The organism is Borreliella californiensis, assembly GCF_014205885.1.
Taxonomy (GTDB): Bacteria; Spirochaetota; Spirochaetia; order Borreliales; family Borreliaceae; genus Borreliella; species Borreliella californiensis.
Window position 1 is genome coordinate 395,350 of record NZ_JACHFB010000001.1, and the last position, 18,800, is coordinate 414,149.

Consider the following 18,800-nt stretch of genomic DNA (forward strand, 5'->3'; position numbering starts at 1 on the left):
AAGATGGGTTCAATTAGAGGTTTGTTTTTTGTAAGTTTTTTAATATTTTTTGTTGTTTTTAGTTTTGGTCAAGTTGAAAATTACAAAGGGAAAATAATAAAGGGTATTAATTTTGAAGGACTTAAGAATAAGAAGGAGAGAGATTTTATTGATATTTTAAAACCTTACATTGGCGTGGAATATTCTAATGAAATTTTTGATAAATTGCAAGTTGATCTTTATTCTCTTGATTATTTTTCTGGGCTTATTAAGCCTCTGTTTAAAATAGACGGCGAAGACCTTTTTATCACATTTATTGTAAAAGAAAAATCTTTAGTTAACTCTGTTGTTTTTTCTGATAGCAGCAGAGTTTTTTGGAATAGTGAACTTGTTGAGAAGGTGAATATTAAGACCAATGAGCCTTTAAATCTTGCAAGTGTTAATAAGGGTATTGACAAACTTGAAGAGATGTATAAAGACATGGGATATCTTGATGTTTCTGCAAATTTTGAAATAAAAGAAGAAGGAAATTTAGTTGATATTATTTTTAATATATTAGCCGGACCCAAATATGTTGTTAAAGGGATTGACTTTGAAGGAAATTTAAGCTTTAAAAGCAGTACTTTGAGAAAGTCTTTAGCATCAAGAGTAGTATCTCTTTTCTCAGATGGCAAATATTTAAAAAGCAATGTTGATAAGGACAAGCGTCAATTAGAGTCTTTTTATAAAAATAATGGATATATTGATGTTAAGATTATCAATAGTACTGTTGATATTAAAGATTCCCTTAAAGATCCCAAAAGACCGGAAAAGGAAGTTTTTTTGAAATATTCCCTTTTGGAAGGCAATGTTTTTAGATTCGGAAAGCTTGAAATTTCTGGTAATTCAGTTTTTAGTCTAGAGGAATTAAAAAGCTTTATTACCTTTAGCGAAGGTGATGTTTTTAATGATTCTAAATTTGAACAAGATTTTGCTAAAATTAAGGAAGGTTATTTTAAAGAGGGGTATATTTTTACAGAAATTATTCCTTCACAAAAGATAAGAGGGGAGTTTGTTGATTTGTTAATTAAAATTTCAGAAAAGGATAAAGCCCATATTGAGTCTATTACTGTTTCTAAAAATAAAAATACAGCTTCGCATGTAATACTTAGAGAGATTCCTCTTCAAGAAGGAGATGTTTTTAGTTTAGATAAGTTTAAGATGGGCATGGCAAATTTACAGCAGCTTGGTTATTTTTCAAATGTAATTCCCGATATTGTTCCAGGCAATACAGAAGGACTTATGAAGATAAATTTAAACATTGAGGAGCGAGCAACAAGTAATTTTGGATTTGGTATGAATTTTGGAGGCAATTCAAATTCTTCGTTTCCATTTTCAGTATTTGGGCAATGGGAGCTTTCTAATTTTTTAGGCGAAGGCTATTATTTTGCTGCAAGACTAAATTTATCTTTTTTAGAGCAAAGCCTTAGTTTGACATTTAGAGATAATTGGTTTTTCCAGAAAAGATGGACTGTAGGTGGATTTATAGATTTTTCACATTCTGTTAATACTGCTTATCAGGATATTAATGGACCTATTTTTTCTGGCAAAAGGGAAGTTCCTGATCCATTTACAAGTTGGGAAGAATATCGAGATGCTAAAAGCTTTTCTGATTTTAATGCCATGAATTATTCTTTACTTAAACTTAGTTTTGGAGGGTTTACCGGGTATACTTTTTCTAATTATCTTGGTAAGCAAACTCTTCTTGGCACTTTGCAAACCGCTTTAAAATATGTTTTTTATGACAATGAGGTTAACAGGCCTTCAAATTATTATTTAAGAGATAATTATAAAACTTTTAGATTTGAAAATTCTCTTAGTTTGAGTGCGGCTTGGGATACAAGAAATTCTACCTCTTTATCTAATAATGGATTTTTACTTAAGCAGCAGTTTGATTTTTTTGGTGGATTTTTATTTGGTCAGAGCCATTTTGTTAAATCTTCTACAACCTTTGAGAGATATTTTTCTCTTTTAGGATATGAGGATGTGTTTACCCCTTATTTTGATATTATTTTGACCCTAAGGAGCGTCTATTCAAATATATTGCCTCCTCTTGGTAATGGTTTTGAAATTGAAATTCAGCCCCATCACCACATAGTTCTTAGTGAAAATTTTATGCAGGCTAGAGGTTGGGGGATTTTGAAAAATATTTATAGTTCTTTTGTAAATACTGTGCAAATATCTATTCCTTTGTTAAAAAATATTTTAGTTTGGGATGCTTTTTTTATAGATTTTGCTTCCTATTCTTTAGAGGGGCAAGAGAATTCTTTGTTTAGGCCTTTTAGTAGTTTTGCCTTTAGCTGGGGAACTGGAATTAGAAGTCTTTTGCCTCAATTGCCGTTGTCTTTTGTGATAGCTTATCCTTTTTATTTTGACAATGATAAAGTTAACAGTTATTACAAATATTTTTCTGGATTTAAATTTTTCTTAGGAATTGAAATGAGATATTAATTATATCATGGAGAAATTTGTGTTTTTTTTGATTTTACCATTGTTTTTTTTATTATCTTTTAATGTTTTTTCGATAGATGTTATTAAAATAGGAATTGTTGATTTTGATAGAATTGTGATTGAGGTTTTAAATCCTCAATTGAAGGCTAATCTTGATCAAATAAAGAATCGGTATCAAGAACAAATAAATATGTTAAATTTAGAGCTTAAGAATTTAAGACAAATGTATGATAAATCGATTGCTGATAATGATTTAGATAATGCAAGATCTTTTGGGAACCAATATAATTTAAAAGTTGATGAGCTAAAGAGAGTGTCTGGTTTGGCAAAGAATAATTTAGAGCAGCAGAGGTTGGCCAATATGAATAGTTTAAATAATAATAGTGAATCTTTAAGCAAAATACTTCGTGGTATTCAATATGTTGCAGAAATTAATGGCTTTTCTTTGATTATGAAAAAAAATAATCCCTATATTCTTTACCACAATAGCACTGTTGATATAACAGCCGATGTTGTTAAGCATCTTTTAGAAAAGGACAATAAAAATCCTTAAAGACTTTTCCTTTCAAGGTATTTGCTTTCTTTTTTAAATCTATAATATTCTGTTCCAAAATAAGTCTAAATTTAACTTAAGCAAAAATTATTGCTTATTGTGAAAATTTTTTTGCAAATTTTTTAAAATTTAACTGAATTTAAAGCAGCAGATTTTTTAATAACCAGATAGCGTGTAATTGTATAAAACATTGCTTTTAGAGTCTTTTTATCATATTATATTCTTTCTTTTTAATTGAATTATATTTATTTTATAATATCAATTGTAATTCAATATTATTTAGGAAGCATATGGAAAAAAATGTTACCCCAATGATGAGGCAGTATTTAGATATCAAAAAAAAATATAAAGATGCTATTCTTTTTTTCAGAGTAGGAAGTTTTTATGAAATGTTTTTTAATGATGCAATTGAGGCAAGTAAGCTTCTTAATTTAACATTGACAAAAAGAGAAAATGTTCCAATGTGTGGGGTGCCTTATCATACTAGTAAGGAATATATAAGAAAATTAATTTTATTTGATAAAAAGGTTGCAATTTGTGAACAGGCGTCTAATTCTACTTCTGGAGGGCCTTTAGAAAGAGAGGTTGTTGAGGTAATAACTCCAGGTGTTATTATTGATGAAGATTTTTTAAATGATGATGTTAATAACTATTTAGTTGCTATTAGTGATTATAAAAATTATTATTCGTTTTCTTATATAGATTTATCTACTTCTAGTCTTGGGATAATGTTTTATGAGAATAGTTTTTTTGAAAAGCTTAAAAGGGATCTTGAAAAATACTCTCCTAAAGAGATAATAGTTTCTGAAAATTTTTATTATGAATATTCGGAGAAGCTTAATCTTAGTAAGTTTTTAATTAATAGGGTTCCTACTTGGCATCTTGATAAGGATATTGCAATAAAAACAATAAAGGAGCATTTTAATATACTTGGATTGAGTTCTCTTGGATTTGATGAGGAAAAGCCTTATTACATTTCAATTTTTCTCATTATAAATCATATAAAAAATAATTTAAAAAATTTATTAAGCAATATTGATAAAATAGATATTAATAATGATTCTTCGTATATGTTTCTTGATGATGTAACTCAGGTTAATCTTGAACTTGTGAAAAATAATAATGATTTTTCTTCTCAATATTCACTATATTCTGTGTTAAATGATTGCAAAACCGCAATGGGAAAGAGACTTTTGCGAGAATTTATTTTAAATCCAATTTTAAATATTTCTGAGATTAATGCCAGACTAGATCATGTTGAATTTTTTTGCAAAAATATTGGCTTAACTGTGACTTTAAGAGAAACTTTTATTAATATATGGGATATTGAGAGAATAATATCTAGGGTTCAAATGAAAAGATATATTAAAAAAGATTTTTTATTTATTGAAAAAGCCCTTTCTGTATTTTTTACGGTAAAAAAGTTATTCAATAAGCATAATTTTGATTATTGGAATTTTAATAAGTTTGAAGAGGATAGTATTTCTAAAGTTTATTTTTTAATAAATAGTGCAATTTCAAGCTCACCCGATGAGCTTATTAAGAGAGGTTATGATTTAAAGCTTGATAGTTTAAAAGATTTAAAGATTAATGCAAATAAATATATTGATAAATATCTTGAATCAGAGAGATTGCTTAGCAAGATCAATAACCTAAAGATTAGAAAAACTAACAATAGGGGATTATTTTTTGAAGTTACAAAGAGTAATTATGCTCAAGTTCCACCGCATTTTATGGAAAGTCAAGTTTTAAATTCTTCAAAAAGATATAAAACAGAAAAACTTATTTCTCTTGAAGTGGATATTAATAATGCTGAAGACAATTTGGTTGCTTTTGAGCAGGAAATTTTTGATGAAATAGCATCAAATGTTGTTAAGCATAATAAAGTTCTTAAAAAGGTTGCACAATTTTTTGCGTATATTGATTTAGTTGTTAACTTTGGTTATTTGGCAAAAAAAAATGAATATAAAAGACCTGTATTAACCCCCGGTAAGGAAATTTTTCTTGACAAGTCTAGGCATCCTGTTGTTGAGCATTATGTTAAAAACACTGAAATCTTTACTGAGAATTTTGTAAGGATTAATAAAGAAAGGTATTTTTGTTTAATTACTGGACCCAATATGGCGGGTAAATCAACTTATTTGCGCCAGGTGGCTTTAATTACTTTAATGGCTCATATAGGTTCTTTTGTTCCAGCTTCTAAAGCTGTAATAGGCATTACAGATAAAATTTTTTGCAGAATCGGAGCAAGTGATAACATTGCCAAAGGGGAATCCACTTTTTTGGTTGAAATGAATGAAACAGCTAATATTTTAAGAAATGCAACAGAAAAGAGTTTAATAATTATGGACGAGGTTGGAAGAGGTACTAGTACAAATGATGGGCTTGCTATTGCTTATTCTATTATAGAGCATATTTTAGAGTATATTAAAGCTAGAAGTTTGTTTGCCACGCATTTTCATGAATTGTCGTCTATTAATCATAAAGCTTTTATTAATCTTTCAATGAAAATTGAAAAGCAAGGTAATGATCTTGTTTTCTTAAGAGAGGTTGAAGAAAAACCATCTCTTAATTCTTATGGGATTTATGTTGCTCGCATAGCAGGACTTCCTTTAAGGGTAATAGATAGGGCTAATGTTATTTTAGAAAGTTTGCTTGACAGAAAGGGTAACTCTTTTTTGGAGCTTTGTCCCGGTGTTTCTTCTGATAGTAATGATAAAGAAGGCTTGGAAAATGACGCTGATGTTCATATTAAATTAAATGAGTATTTGGAGTTAAAAAATTTTATTTCTAACATAGATATTAATAATATTACCCCTTTTCAATCAATTGAGCTGTTAAATCAAATTATTTTAAAGGTTGTTTCTCAGTCCAGTTAGCATGAGTTATTTAAATGTTCTAAAGAGTATATTTTTACCTTTTTGTGTTTTTTGTGGACAAAGGTATGTATCTTCTAATGCTCTTTGTGACCAATGTAAGTCGCTTTTTAATTTTAAAATAAAATATAATGAAAATCTGATGTATTTTTTTGAATATAAAGAGCATTACAGATTTTTAATTTTGTCTTATAAGAGGGATGCTCAAAAGTCAATTGGTAGATTTTTAGCAAGTGGAATTGCTGAATGTTTAAATAATATTGATTTTGATCAAATAGTAACGGTTCCTTGTAGTTTTAAAAGAAAATTATTTTATGGTTTTGATCATATGGAATACATTGGTATTTTATTAAGCCGTTTTGGGTTTAATTATATAAATGTTTTTTCAAGGAAGTATGGAAAAAGCCAGAAGTTAATGAAGGGGAATCTCAGATTTAGAAATCTTGAAAATAAAATTAAATTAAGATCAAAATATAAAAATTTTCAATTTAAAAAGATTGTTTTGCTTGATGATATTGTTACTACAGGAGCATCTATGTGTATTTGTGAAGACCTTATTATGCAATTGGGAGCTTATAAGGTTATAAGGCTTTCGTTGGCCAAATCTTATAATTTGGTTTAATGTTGACATTATTTTTGCTAAGTGTTAATCTTGACTTAAGGTTTAGTTTATGTATTTAATAAGGTTCTTTTAAAAGAACCTTATTATTTTTAAGGATACAGTTGATTAAATGTTTTGACAAAAATAATGAAGTTTTTAATTTGATAAAAGATTTAACAAGGCGGTTAAATGTTGAGATATTAGAAATTAATATCTTTAGAAATAAAAATAATGGAAAAATTCAAATAGTTCTTTATAGTAAAAATTTTTCCTTAGGTATTGATTTGCTAACTGATTTGCATAAGATGATTTTATTAATTTTAGAAGCAAATCTTAAATATGGTTTTACTTTAGAGCTTTCTACTCCAGGAATAGATAGAAAAATAAAAAGTGACAGAGAGTTTAAAATTTTTGAAGGCAAAAAGATTAAATTGATGCTAGATAATGAATTTGAAGAGGGTTTTATATTAGAGTCAAAGCCAAAAAGTTTTATTTTTAAAACAGATAGCAAAGAAATAAATGTTTTTTATAGTGATGTTAAGAAGGCCAGATTAGTTTAAGGAGGAAGTTTGGATGATAAAGGGAACGGGGCATATGATTGTAAATATTGCAAACGATCGCAGCATGAGTATAGATTCTATTAGGAAAACAATTAAAGAATCAGTATTAATAGCTTATAAGAAGTATTTTGGAAGCAATGAGAATGCTTTTATTAAGTTTGATGATGATACGGGAGATTTGGCTGTTTATGCAAAAAAGAAAATTGTAAAAGAGGTAAAAGATTCTTTGCTTGAAATATTGGAAAAAGATATCTCAAAGGAAAATATTGTAGAAGGTGATTATGCTTACATTGAAATTAATCCTAAAGTTTTTGATAGGCTTTCTATTCAGGTTGCAAAACAAAGAACCAAAAATGACTTGCAAGGAATTGAGGATAATGAGATTTTATCAGAATTTAAAAGCAAGTTGAATAAGGTTGTTATTGGGTACGTTCAACAAAATAGAAATGGTGATCTTTATGTTAATCTTGGTAATACGGATGGTATAATTCCCAAGAAGTATCAGTCGCCAAGAGAAGTTTATAACCTTAATGATAAGATTAGAGTTTTAGTTTACAATGTTAAAAAGGGTAAAAATGGTATTGAAGTTATTCTTTCTAGAACTCATCCAAAGTTTATTGAAGAGCTTTTAGCGCTTGAAATTCCTGAAATTGAAGAAGGTATTATTAAAATTCATAAAATAGTTCGCGATCCGGGTTACAGAATTAAAGTTGCTGTTTATTCTGAGAAAGAAGAGATTGATCCTGTTGGTCCTTGTATAGGGCAAAAAGGAGTCAGAATTCAATCTATAATTAAGGAACTTGAAGGAGAAAAAATCGATATTATCCCTTATAGTAAAGATATTAAAGAATTTATAAAGGATTCTTTGACTCCTTCGAAGATAGAGCATGTTTATATTCTTGACGAGGATTTACATAAAGCTTTAGTGGTTGTTAGCGATGATCAGCTTTCTCTTGCTATAGGTAAAATGGGTCAAAATGTTAGGCTTGCTAATAGACTTCTTGACTGGGCTATTGATGTTAAAACTAGCAGTCAATTTGCAGAAATGAAAGCCAATTCAGAGTTTAAGCAAGAAACGCTTGAAATGTTTGATAAAGTTATGCAGGATGTTGTTGAAGAGGAACAATTTGAAGAGATTAGTAAAATAAGTGATCTTAAATTACTCGATTCTTCTGTGATTTCTAATTTATCAAAAGAGGGTCTTGATGATATTAACAATTTTTTACAAGCAGGTGAGGGAGTGCTTTTTAATCTTGGGGTAAGTTATGAAAAACAAGAAGAAATTAACAAAATATTAAAAGAGGGAATGATAATAATTGCTAATGACAATGATGAGTCTATGGAAAAGGTGGAAGAAGACGAAGAGCTTCTTTGTCCTGAATGTGGTGTTGTTATTAATGAAAGTATGACCTCCTGTCCGGGTTGTAAAATAGGGCTTAGTTTTGAGTTTGAGGAGGAATAGGTTTGTCGAAGAATATTGATGATATTAAAAATGAAGATGGTAAAAAAATTAAGATTATTAAGTTAAAAAAGAAGGTAGTAAAAATTGTAACGCATAATGATTTAAGTGGTAAAAGTGATTCAAACAGCTCTGTTGATTTGCATAAGTACAACAGCAAAGCTGAATATTCGCAAAACAGAGACAACAGAATTGGTAGATATTCGCAAAACAGGGATAACAGAACTGGCGGGTATTCGCAAAATAGGGACAACAGAACTGGCGGGTATTTGCAAAATAGAGACAACAGAATTGGCGGATATTCACAAATCAGAGACAACAGAACTGGTGGGTATTCGCAAAATAGGGACAACAGAACTGGCGGGTATTCGCAAAATAGGGATAACAGAGCTGGTGGGCATTCACAAAGCAGAGACAACAGAACTGGCGGGTATTCACAAAGCAGAGACAACAGAAATGGCGGGTATTCACAAAACAGAGATAGTTTAGCCTCTCAATACCAAGGTTTGGCAAAGAAGACATTTGTTGCTAAAAATAATTCTCAGAATAAATATACTACTTCTGTGTCTTTTAGAAGAGTTATAAAAACCAAAGTTCCTGTTATTGTTAGCAGTACATCTTCAACAGATTCTGAGAATAGTAAAGAGTTAAATCGTAAGCTTGGTGAGAAAAAGAAACAGCAACAAGAAAGTCAAAAAAGCTATAAGAGAAAAAAAGCAGAAACTGAGAGCAAGACAATTGAACAAAAAGTTTTTGAACAACTTCAAAAAAAGAAAAGAGAAAATTTAGCTAATCCTGTCCCAAAGTCAATTGACATTATGGGTAGCATTACTGTTTCTGATCTTGCAAGAAAGATGAATTTAAAATCTTCTGATTTGATTGCTAAATTAATGGCTTTGGGTGTAATGGTGACTATTAATGAAAAAATAGATTCTGATACAGCAACTATTTTAGTTGAAGAATATGGTTCAAAAGTTAATGTTGTTTCTATTTATGATGAAACGGTTATAGAAGAAGAGGTAGAGGATCAAAGCAAAAGAATTGAAAAGCCCCCTGTTATTACAATAATGGGTCATGTTGATCATGGCAAGACCAAACTACTTTCTGTGCTTCAAAATATAGATATAAATCAAACAGAGTCTGGTGGTATTACTCAGCATATTGGAGCTTATACTATTGTTTATAATGGTCGAGAAATAACATTTTTAGATACTCCTGGTCATGAAGCTTTTACCATGATGCGAAGTCGTGGGGCTCAGGTTACAGATATTGTTGTTCTAGTTGTGTCAGCAATTGATGGTGTTATGCCTCAAACTATTGAGGCCATTAATCATGCAAAAGAAGCAAATGTTCCAATTATTGTTGCTATAAATAAGATTGATTTGCCAGATTCAAATCCCGATAAGATTAAACATCAGCTTTCAGAATACGGCTTAGTATCTGAAGATTGGGGGGGAGACACTATTTTTGTGCTGATTTCTGCTCTTAAAAATATAGGAATTTCTGAACTTCTTGATATGATTCTTTTACAGTCAGATATGATGTTATTAAAAGCTAACCCATCCAAAAGAGCTATTGGAAAAGTACTTGATGCTAAGATTGATTTGGGACGCGGAATAGTTTGTTCTGTTATTATTGAAGATGGAACCCTTTATGTGGGAGATTCTTTTGTGGGTGGAGCGTGTTATGGTAAAGTTAAGGCATTAATTAGCGACAAGGGTATTCCTGTTAAAAGTGTTGGCCCTGCTAAAGCTATTAGTGTTTTAGGATTTTCTTCGATGCCTCAGGCCGGAGACCCTTTTCAAGTAACTAAAACTGAAAAAGAAGCAAAATTGATCAGCTCCAAAAGGCAAGATCTTAAAAAATATGAATCTTCCAAAAATGTAAAGAAAGTCACCATGTTAAATCTTTATGATTCAATCAAAGAAGGAACTCTTAAAGAGCTTAAAATAATTTTAAAAGCAGATGTTCAAGGCTCAGTCGAAGCTTTAAAGAATTCTCTTGAAAAATTAACAAACGATGAGGTTAGAGTAAGAGTTGTGCATTCATCAGCAGGGGTAATAACTGAAACAGATATTAGTTTTGCTTCAGCAAGCGATGCTATTGTTATTGGATTTCATGTAAGGCCTACTGCAAAAGCTCAAATATTAGCAGATCAAGAAAAAGTTGAGATTAGAAAGTACAATGTTATTTATGATGCTATAAATGATGTTAAGTCAGTTCTTGAGGGAATGCTTGAGCCAGATGTTGAGCAGCAGTTTATTGGTTTTGCTGAAGTGAGAGCTGTAATAAATGTTCCTAAAATTGGAGTAATAGCTGGCTGTTATGTTTCTAGGGGTCTAATAAAGCGAGATGCGATTACCAATGTAATGAGAGATGGTTTGCAGATTCATTCTGGAAAAATATCATCTTTAAAGCGATTTAAAGATGATGTTAAAGAAGTTGCTGAGCAATATGAGTGTGGTGTTGTGATTGATAATTATGCTAATATTAAAGAAGGAGATATAATTGAAGCATTTGAGATAAAAAAGGTGAAAAAATCTTTTAAAACTTAGTATTGTTTTATTTATATGTGTTTATGTATAAGAATATAAAAAAGTTTAAACTTGAAAGTTTTATTGCTCAAGAAATTGGCAATTTAATAGTAAGTGGGGGGATTAAAGATCCCAGAATTCATTCATTTTTAACCGTGGTTAAAGTGGAATTTTCAAAAGATTTAATAAATGCCAAAGTGTTTGTGGGCTCTATTAAGGAAGGTGCTTCTTTGGATAATGCAGTTAAAGCTTTAAATAATGCTAAGGGATTTATTCAAGGTCAAATTATTAAGCGAATTAAAGTTAGAAATACTCCTAAATTATTATTTGTTAAGGATGATTCTCTTTCCAAATCATTTTATGTTAATAAATTAATTGAAGGATTAAATACTACAAGAGAGAATTAAATTTGGAAAATGGATTCCTTTTAATTAATAAGCAACAAGGTAAAACTTCTTTTGAAACTCTTTTTCCTATAAAAAAATATTTTAATACAAATCGTGTTGGGCATGCTGGCACGCTTGATAAATTTGCAAGTGGAATTTTGATTGGTCTTGTAGGAAAATATACAAAGCTTTCAAGTTATTTTACTTCTTTAGATAAAGAGTATGTAGCAGAATTTAGATTTGGATTAGAAACAGATACTCTTGATCCTAATGGAAGGATAGTTAGTAAAACTAATTATATTCCTAATTTAGAGGATATAGATTTAAAGCTTAAAGATTTTGTAGGAGAGATTTATCAAAGTCCCCCTAGATTTTCTTCTGTGCATATTGATGGTAGCAGAGCCTATAAACTTGCTTTGAATGGAAAGTTTTTTGAAATTAAAAAACGAAGAGTGACTATTTATAATATTCAAAGATTAAGTTATGATTTTAGTTCTTCTTTGCTTAGTTTAAAAATTAGCTGTTCAAAAGGTACTTATATTAGGAGTATTGCAAGGGATTTGGCTTATTCTCTAAATTCTTGCGCTTATGTTAGCAATTTAAAAAGAACCAAAGTGGGTATGTTTAGATTAAAAGATTCCACATTGTGTGAAAATTTGAGTAAAGCTTACTTAATTAGTCTAGAATCTTTAAAAAGTTTTGAAAAAGTTTACATTGATTCTAATAAGATAAATCTTGTTAAAAATGGTGTTTATGTTGAAATTAAAATCAATATTAATGAATTTAAGATTTTAAAATCCAGAGAGGAGAAAATATTAGCAGTAATTCAAGGATTGGGTTTGAATAAATATAAATATGTTATTATATTTTAATTTTAAATTGTTTTTTAAACAGTTTAAAAATTTATTCTTAAAAATAACTAGAAAAGGATAAATTGCTTTTGTTATTTTTAAGAAAAAATATTATAATCTATCATAGTAAGTTTAAATTATGGCAATGGGTTTGTTAGAGCTTTGCTATAATGGTATAGGAGTTGCTTTATGATAGATAAAAAGCAAAAGCAAAAAATAGTTTCTGAATTTGGAAAAAATGAAAGCGATACTGGTTCTGTTGGAGTTCAGATCGCACTTATTACAGGTAGAATAAAGTATTTAACTGAACATTTAAAGATAAATAAAAAAGATCACAGTTCAAAAAGAGGCTTGTTAAAGTTGGTAGGGCAAAGGCGAAGTTTATTGCGATATTACCAGAAAAAAGATTTAGAAGCTTATAGGATGTTAATATCTAAACTTGGTCTTAGAAAGTAAAAAAGAGGTTGAATTTTGAAGAAAATATTAAAGTTGAAAATAGGCAGAGACGAGTTAGTGTTTGAGACTGGATTGATGGCTAAGCAGGCTAATGGATCGGTTCTTGCAACTTATGGGGGATCTTCGGTTCTTGCAACTGTTTGTTGTTCAAGTAATGTAAGAGAAGATTTAGATTTTGTCCCGCTTTCTGTTGAATATAATGAGAAATATTATGCAGCTGGTAAAATTCCGGGAGGATTTATCAAAAGAGAGGGAAAGCCAAAGGATAAAGAAATACTTGTTTCCAGGCTAATAGATAGGCCAATGAGGCCTCTTTTTGACAAAAGATTTGGTCGAGAAATTCAAGTAATTCCTACGACTTTAGCTACAGATCAGCTCAATCCTCCGGATATTGTTGGAATGAATGCTGCTTTTACAGCAGTTTTTTTGTCAGATATCCCGTTTAACGGTCCAATTGCAGCTGTTAGAATGGTTTATTTGAATGGTAAGTTTATAGTAAATCCTTCGTTTGAAGAGATTCATGATTCTGACCTTGATATTGTTGTTGCCGGAAGTTTAAATGGAATTACTATGGTAGAAGGTGGTGCTAATGAGGTTAGTGAGGATATTTTGCTCTTAGCAATAGACAGTGCGCATGAATATATTAAACAAATTTGCAATGCTCAAAAAGAATTTTTAGATATTGTAGGGGAAAAGGAAAAACTTCCTTTAGCTTTTGAAGAAAAAATATTTGAATTTAAAGAGGAGCTTAGGGATTTTATTTATGCTGAGCTTAAAGAAGCTTGTTTTGTTAAGGGAAAGCTTAATAGAGATAAAGCTATAACTTTGCTGCGAAATAAATCTTATGAGCATTTTTCTTCTCTTGAAAAATTGACTGATAGTAATGAATCTCTTTTTCATAAAGCCTTTGATGATTTTGAGAAGGAGATTGTTAGAAATTCTATTCTTAACGATAATATTAGAACAGACGGCAGAACTCCTAATGAGATAAGAGATATTATTTCAGAAGTTGATATTTTAAGTAGAACTCATGGATCTGCACTTTTTACAAGAGGAGAGACGCAGGCTTTAGCGGTAACTACTCTTGGCACAAGCATTGATGAGCAAATAATGGATGATATTGATGGTGATAAGCGTCTTAATTTTATGCTCCATTATAATTTTCCACCATTTTCAGTTGGCGAGACTGGTAGACTTATGACTGGCAGGCGTGAGATTGGCCATGGTCATTTAGCTCAAAGAGCTTTAGAATCAATGGTTCCTGAAAAAAATGATTTTCCTTATACTATTAGGGTAGTTTCTGAGATTTTGGAATCTAACGGATCTTCTTCAATGGCTACTGTTTGTGCTGGGAGCATGTCTTTAATGTCAGCAGGGGTTCCTGTTAAAGGGCAAGTTGCAGGAATAGCTATGGGGCTTGTTAGCGAAGGGGATAAATATGTAGTTTTAAGTGATATTCTTGGAGAAGAGGATCATTTAGGTGATATGGACTTTAAAGTGGCTGGTACAAAAAATGGAATTACTGGATTTCAAATGGATATTAAGATTGAAAATGTTACTAAAGATTTAATGAGAGATGCTCTTGAGCAGGCAAGAATAGGCAGAATGCACATATTGTCTATTATGAATACTGTAATTTCTAATTCAAGAGTTGGTATATCTAAGTATGCTCCCAAAATTGTTCAACTTCAAATTGACATTGACAAGATATCTCTTGTGATAGGATCTACTGGAAAAACTGTTAAGGCTATAACAGATGAATTTGAAGTTAAGGTTCAAATTGAGCAGAATGGAAAAATCATTCTTTTTGGGGATGATGATTTTAAGATGCAAAAGGCTAAAGAAAAAATAGAGAGTATTGTAAGAGAACCAAAGATAGGCGAAATTTATGAAGGAACGGTTAAAAAGATTAATAGCTTTGGGGCTTTTATTGAACTTACTCCTTCAAAGGAAGGATTTTTAAGTACTCGTTTGAAACCCAGAGATAGTAAGTATGGTTCTGGAAGATTTGGGAGTGGTAATAGATATTCTAGATTTGGTGGTGGTGCAGATAATATAAGGGGTAATGCAGCGTTAGTCCGACCTCCAAAATTAGAAGAAGGTCAGCGAATTAAAGTTAGAATAATTGATATAGACAAATTTGGGAAAATTGATCTTGAAATTGTTAGAGATAAAGATTATTAAAATAATATGAAATTTGTTTTTAATAATTTATTTAAAGGTTATTTTCTATGTTTTGTCTTATTTTTTTCTTGCCTTACTACAAATAGATCTATTCAAGATTCTCATATTAGAGGCATTTTAGAGAAAAAAAAAGAAACAGCCATTATTGATAATAATAACGACGATCTTGAGAGTAAATTTAAAAGAGACTATTTGATAGGATTAAAAGACAATGAATCTTTTTTTCTTAGTGATGCTTTTTTAAAGGAAAATAATTTTTATTTTAAAAAAGCCAGAGAAAGTTATGCTAAAAAAAATATTGGCTTGACAAATTATTATTTGAATAAAATAGCGGCTAATGAGAATCAGCATAGCAGAGAATTGCTAGCTAAGGCGAATTTGTTTTTTGGATATGTAAATTATGAGAATGGTTTTTATGATCTTTCCGAATATAATTTTGATCTATTTTTAAAAGACTATAAATATTCTCATGCCAGTTTAAGATCAGCTGAATTAAAATATCTTGCTAAAGAAAAATCGGATGCAATTTCTGCATTTAAAGAGATTAATGAATTTTCTATATCAGGTTATGATAAAGAGATTTATGATTTTTTAAGTAATAAACTTGGAGTAAGTCATTTAAACTTAGAGTCTTTAGGATTTCTTGACAATAGCGTTTTTGATACATTTGTCTTTAATGACAATATATTTGTAACTAATATATTGGGAGGGCTTTTAAGATATAATATTAAAAAAAATGATTGTAGAGTCTATCTTAAGGATAAAAAAAGCATTTTTTTAAATGGCATTAGGGGTTTTGCGGATTATAATGGAGCAATTTATATTGGCGGTAAAAATGTTATTTATTATATAGATGATATTGATGGAGATTTAAAGCAAATAAATGTTCCCGATAATGCTGATTTTAGCAATGTGCAAGTTTTGCTTGGTGTTAAAAATGGAATATTTGTTGGTACTCTAAATTCTGGGTTATGGTTTTATGATTTAAAAAATTGGAAAAATATACCGCTTGGATCTAATAAAATTTCTTCACTGTACTTTGATAGTTTAAAAAATTTATTATTAGTTGGAACAGTTGACAAGGCCATTTATAGTATTAATGTCGATAACCTGAAAAAGGTCAAACATTTGGATTTTTTTAGCAAGAATGATAATGAAAAAAATATTAATTTTATAAAAGAATATAAAGATAGTTATTTTGTTGGAACATATGGTGGGGGTCTTTTTGAATTAAATTTAAATAAAAATAGCTATAAAAAGCACGTTATTGCCAATAATATTGATGTTAATTATTTTATGGATATGGAGATTAAAGGTGAAAAGTTATTGTTTGCAACCTTTGATCATGGGTTATTGATTTATGATTCTGAAAATGACAATTGGGATTATTTTGGACCCAATAATGGACTTCTTAATTTGAATTTAATAAAAGTTTCTAAATTTGAAAATTATGTCATATTGGGTACTCTTAATAACGGTTTGGTTTTTGTAAATGAAAATATTAAAAAACAGTTATGAGTCTTACATAATTACTGAATTTTTTAAATATTTTTTAATTACGTTTTTATTTTTCTTTTTCGTATTTTTTATAAATCAAATTTTATTCTTTATGAGAATACTTCTTCAAAATTATGTTCCCTTTTTTAAGGCTTTTATTTTTGTTATATATTCTCTTCCTATGGTGATTGCGCTTTCTCCCCCTTTTGCTTCTTTGATTTCAGTAATTCTTACTATTCATAAATTCAAGCTTCACAATGAAATTTTAGCTTTTCGTTCAATTGGCATATCAATTTTTGATTTACTTGTCCCATTTTTTAAATTGGGAGTAGTTATTGTTTTTGTATCTTTTATATCCAATGATATTTTACTTCCACTTGGATCTATTGGTAGGTTAAAAATTTTTAATGAAATAAAAGAAGAAGTCCCCCATTTGATATTAAAGCCTTATTCAAGCAAACAGTATGGAGATTTGATTTTTGTTTCTGGTGAAAAATCGGAAAATGGATATAAGAATGTAACTTTTTTTGATAACACTGGGCTTAAGGGTTTTGATAGAATATTTATGGCAAAAAATCTTGATATTAGAAAAGAAAATTTTCAAGTATATTTTATTTTAAATGATGTTTTATCTATTGCTTTAACGGACAGTGAGAGTGGATTTTATGATTATTTTTATGCAGATAAGATGAAATATTCAATCGATCAGGTTACATTTAGCGATAGTTTTTTATTAAATTATGTAACTCCTTCTCAAATGAGCATGAGGGATGTTATAAAATTAATTAAAAAGCAAAATAATTTAATTGCAGATTCAAATATAAAAAATAATCTAGAAGGAGACTTTTTAAGTTTAAATTTTTCAAATCTTTATTTAAATTATTTATACAATCAAAACTATTATGTAGATGAATCTTATTTTTTTGAAAATTTAAACTATATGTATAATTTAAATTTAAATTTTAAACCCTATCAAGATAGAAGCATGAAGCAAAATTTGGCTCTTTTTAATCTTGAATTTTTCCAAAAAATTAGTTTGCCGCTTTCAGTTTTATTTTTCATTTTTTTGGCTTTTTCAATGGGAATGTATTCTAATAGGAAATATTCTATTATTCTCGAGCTTGTAATTTCAATTATTGTTTGTGTTTTTTATTGGGTAATGTTTATTGGTGGAAAAGTTTATACTGTGCAGTATGCACCAAATCCTATTATTGTTACTATTTTGCCCAATTTAATTTTAGTTGTTGCAGGAGCAATACTCTTTTTGAGATTGTTAAAAAAATGAAAATAGATAAGCTTTTTGTAAAAAGTATCATTCTTACTTTTTTTTCCATGAACTTACTTTTCATGATTTTAATTATGCTTGGTGATTTATTTGTCAATCTTCTTAATTATCTTGAAAAGAATATTGGTCTTAAAGATATTCTTTATATTTATTATTTATATTTGCCAAAGGCGTTCTCAGATGGTGTGGCTTTATCTTTTCTTTTTGCTATTTCGAATCTTATTGGCAATCTCTCTATGAGAAATGAAATAATAGGTCTTTTTAGTTGTGGAGTTCCACTTACCAGGATATTAAGACCAATCATTTTAATTAGTATATTTATTTCAGTTGTTCTTTTCTTTTTTGATAATTATTTAGTAATAGATACTGTAGCAAGAAGAGATATTCTTATTAAAAATAGCATTGGCAATAGTGGATCTGGCGATAAAACTATAATAATAAGAGATCTTGCTAGAGAAATTTATAATATTAAGTCTTATGATATTGATGAGAATACTTTTGTTAACTTGATGATTATAATTAAGGATAGTAAAGATGAGTTTCAAACAAGGTATGATATAAATAAAGCTGAATGGAAAGATAATAAATGGAAGCTTTATGGTATTAGAGAGTTTGTTAAGGTTGGTAGAAAAATTAAAGAGAATGCCTACGATGTTCTTGATGGGACAGGAATTATTAAGCTGGCGCCTGATTACATAAGAACCATGATGCTCTCATCAAAGGCATTAAATTTTACTAAACTTATTAATTGGATAAGTTTTCTCAAAACCGAACGTTTAAATTATTATGATGCATTGTTTGATTTGTTAAATAGGGTGTTTTTTTCATTTAGATTAATTCTTCTTAGCTTTACTGTTGGGTTTATTGCCCTTGCCCTTAAAAAAAATATTTTTATACTCAGTCTATTAAATAGCATTGCTTTTGCTGTTGTATATGTCATTTCTATTGTAATTTTTAATTTTTTAGCGGATCTTGGTTATTTGCATATATATGTAGCAAGCTCTTTTACAACTATATTTTTTTTGATTATCAATTTTTTTGTTTATAGGATTGTTAGGAAATAATATATATAAAATAATTATTTGGGAT

14 protein-coding genes are annotated in these 18,800 nt (G+C 29.2%); all 14 read left to right on the plus strand.

From position 1 onward, the window contains the following. The first annotated feature begins 3 nt into the window (after positions 1 to 3). The 14 genes from bamA (at position 4) to HNP67_RS01995 (ending at position 18,775) form a co-directional block, all read left to right on the plus strand. Entirely contained in the window at positions 4 to 2,469 is a 2,466-nt protein-coding gene (gene bamA / locus HNP67_RS01930) for an outer membrane protein assembly factor BamA (RefSeq protein WP_184124446.1), read from the plus strand. Between the two features lie 19 nt (positions 2,470 to 2,488). After that, positions 2,489 to 3,022 (plus strand): OmpH family outer membrane protein, encoded by a 534-nt coding sequence (locus tag HNP67_RS01935; RefSeq protein WP_184124448.1) that lies wholly within the window; start codon positions 2,489 to 2,491, stop codon positions 3,020 to 3,022. Between the two features lie 290 nt (positions 3,023 to 3,312). Beyond that, on the plus strand, positions 3,313 to 5,901 hold the full coding sequence (gene mutS, locus HNP67_RS01940) for a DNA mismatch repair protein MutS (RefSeq protein ID WP_184124450.1): 2,589 nt from the start codon (positions 3,313 to 3,315) through the stop codon (positions 5,899 to 5,901). A gap of 1 nt (position 5,902) precedes the next feature. Continuing rightward, positions 5,903 to 6,520 (plus strand): ComF family protein, encoded by a 618-nt coding sequence (locus HNP67_RS01945; RefSeq protein ID WP_184124452.1) that lies wholly within the window; start codon positions 5,903 to 5,905, stop codon positions 6,518 to 6,520. Between the two features lie 101 nt (positions 6,521 to 6,621). Continuing rightward, positions 6,622 to 7,059 (plus strand): ribosome maturation factor RimP, encoded by a 438-nt coding sequence (gene rimP / locus HNP67_RS01950; RefSeq protein WP_184124454.1) that lies wholly within the window; start codon positions 6,622 to 6,624, stop codon positions 7,057 to 7,059. Between the two features lie 13 nt (positions 7,060 to 7,072). Then, complete coding sequence (nusA, locus tag HNP67_RS01955; protein ID WP_184124456.1) at positions 7,073 to 8,521, plus strand: transcription termination factor NusA; 1,449 nt, start codon at positions 7,073 to 7,075, stop codon at positions 8,519 to 8,521. Between the two features lie 2 nt (positions 8,522 to 8,523). Continuing rightward, positions 8,524 to 11,073 (plus strand): translation initiation factor IF-2, encoded by a 2,550-nt coding sequence (gene infB, locus HNP67_RS01960; RefSeq protein WP_184124458.1) that lies wholly within the window; start codon positions 8,524 to 8,526, stop codon positions 11,071 to 11,073. A 23-nt stretch (positions 11,074 to 11,096) separates the two neighbouring features. After that, complete coding sequence (gene rbfA / locus HNP67_RS01965; protein ID WP_184124460.1) at positions 11,097 to 11,459, plus strand: 30S ribosome-binding factor RbfA; 363 nt, start codon at positions 11,097 to 11,099, stop codon at positions 11,457 to 11,459. Positions 11,460 to 11,461: 2 nt separating this feature from the next. Beyond that, positions 11,462 to 12,310, plus strand: coding sequence for a tRNA pseudouridine(55) synthase TruB (truB, locus tag HNP67_RS01970; RefSeq protein WP_184124463.1), 849 nt, complete (start codon positions 11,462 to 11,464; stop codon positions 12,308 to 12,310). Between the two features lie 168 nt (positions 12,311 to 12,478). After that, positions 12,479 to 12,745, plus strand: a complete 267-nt coding sequence (gene rpsO, locus HNP67_RS01975; RefSeq protein ID WP_002557393.1) for a 30S ribosomal protein S15 — start codon at positions 12,479 to 12,481, stop codon at positions 12,743 to 12,745. A gap of 15 nt (positions 12,746 to 12,760) precedes the next feature. Next, entirely contained in the window at positions 12,761 to 14,929 is a 2,169-nt protein-coding gene (pnp, locus tag HNP67_RS01980) for a polyribonucleotide nucleotidyltransferase (RefSeq protein ID WP_184124465.1), read from the plus strand. Between the two features lie 6 nt (positions 14,930 to 14,935). After that, the gene (locus tag HNP67_RS01985) at positions 14,936 to 16,447 is read left to right on the plus strand and encodes a ligand-binding sensor domain-containing protein (RefSeq protein WP_184124467.1); all 1,512 of its coding nucleotides are present in this window, start codon (positions 14,936 to 14,938) and stop codon (positions 16,445 to 16,447) included. After that, the gene (locus HNP67_RS01990; protein WP_184124469.1) at positions 16,422 to 17,711 is read left to right on the plus strand and encodes an LptF/LptG family permease; all 1,290 of its coding nucleotides are present in this window, start codon (positions 16,422 to 16,424) and stop codon (positions 17,709 to 17,711) included. The genes HNP67_RS01985 and HNP67_RS01990 overlap by 26 nt, the downstream gene beginning before the upstream one ends. Continuing rightward, positions 17,708 to 18,775: an LptF/LptG family permease gene (locus tag HNP67_RS01995; protein WP_184124470.1), complete on the plus strand. Its 1,068-nt coding sequence runs from the start codon at positions 17,708 to 17,710 to the stop codon at positions 18,773 to 18,775. The genes HNP67_RS01990 and HNP67_RS01995 overlap by 4 nt, the downstream gene beginning before the upstream one ends. Positions 18,776 to 18,800: the final 25 nt, after the last annotated feature.

What these genes read in the sequence shown, in the direction of transcription:
- HNP67_RS01995 (WP_184124470.1), top strand. Translation starts at nt 17,708, where the DNA reads ATGAAAATAGATAAGCTTTTTGTAAAAAGTATCATTCTTACTTTTTTT.
- HNP67_RS01990 (WP_184124469.1), top strand. Translation starts at nt 16,422, where the DNA reads ATGAAAATATTAAAAAACAGTTATGAGTCTTACATAATTACTGAATTT.
- rpsO (WP_002557393.1), top strand. Translation starts at nt 12,479, where the DNA reads ATGATAGATAAAAAGCAAAAGCAAAAAATAGTTTCTGAATTTGGAAAA.
- bamA (WP_184124446.1), top strand. Translation starts at nt 4, where the DNA reads ATGGGTTCAATTAGAGGTTTGTTTTTTGTAAGTTTTTTAATATTTTTT.
- nusA (WP_184124456.1), top strand. Translation starts at nt 7,073, where the DNA reads ATGATAAAGGGAACGGGGCATATGATTGTAAATATTGCAAACGATCGC.
- HNP67_RS01985 (WP_184124467.1), top strand. Translation starts at nt 14,936, where the DNA reads ATGAAATTTGTTTTTAATAATTTATTTAAAGGTTATTTTCTATGTTTT.
- mutS (WP_184124450.1), top strand. Translation starts at nt 3,313, where the DNA reads ATGGAAAAAAATGTTACCCCAATGATGAGGCAGTATTTAGATATCAAA.
- HNP67_RS01945 (WP_184124452.1), top strand. Translation starts at nt 5,903, where the DNA reads ATGAGTTATTTAAATGTTCTAAAGAGTATATTTTTACCTTTTTGTGTT.
- rbfA (WP_184124460.1), top strand. Translation starts at nt 11,097, where the DNA reads ATGTATAAGAATATAAAAAAGTTTAAACTTGAAAGTTTTATTGCTCAA.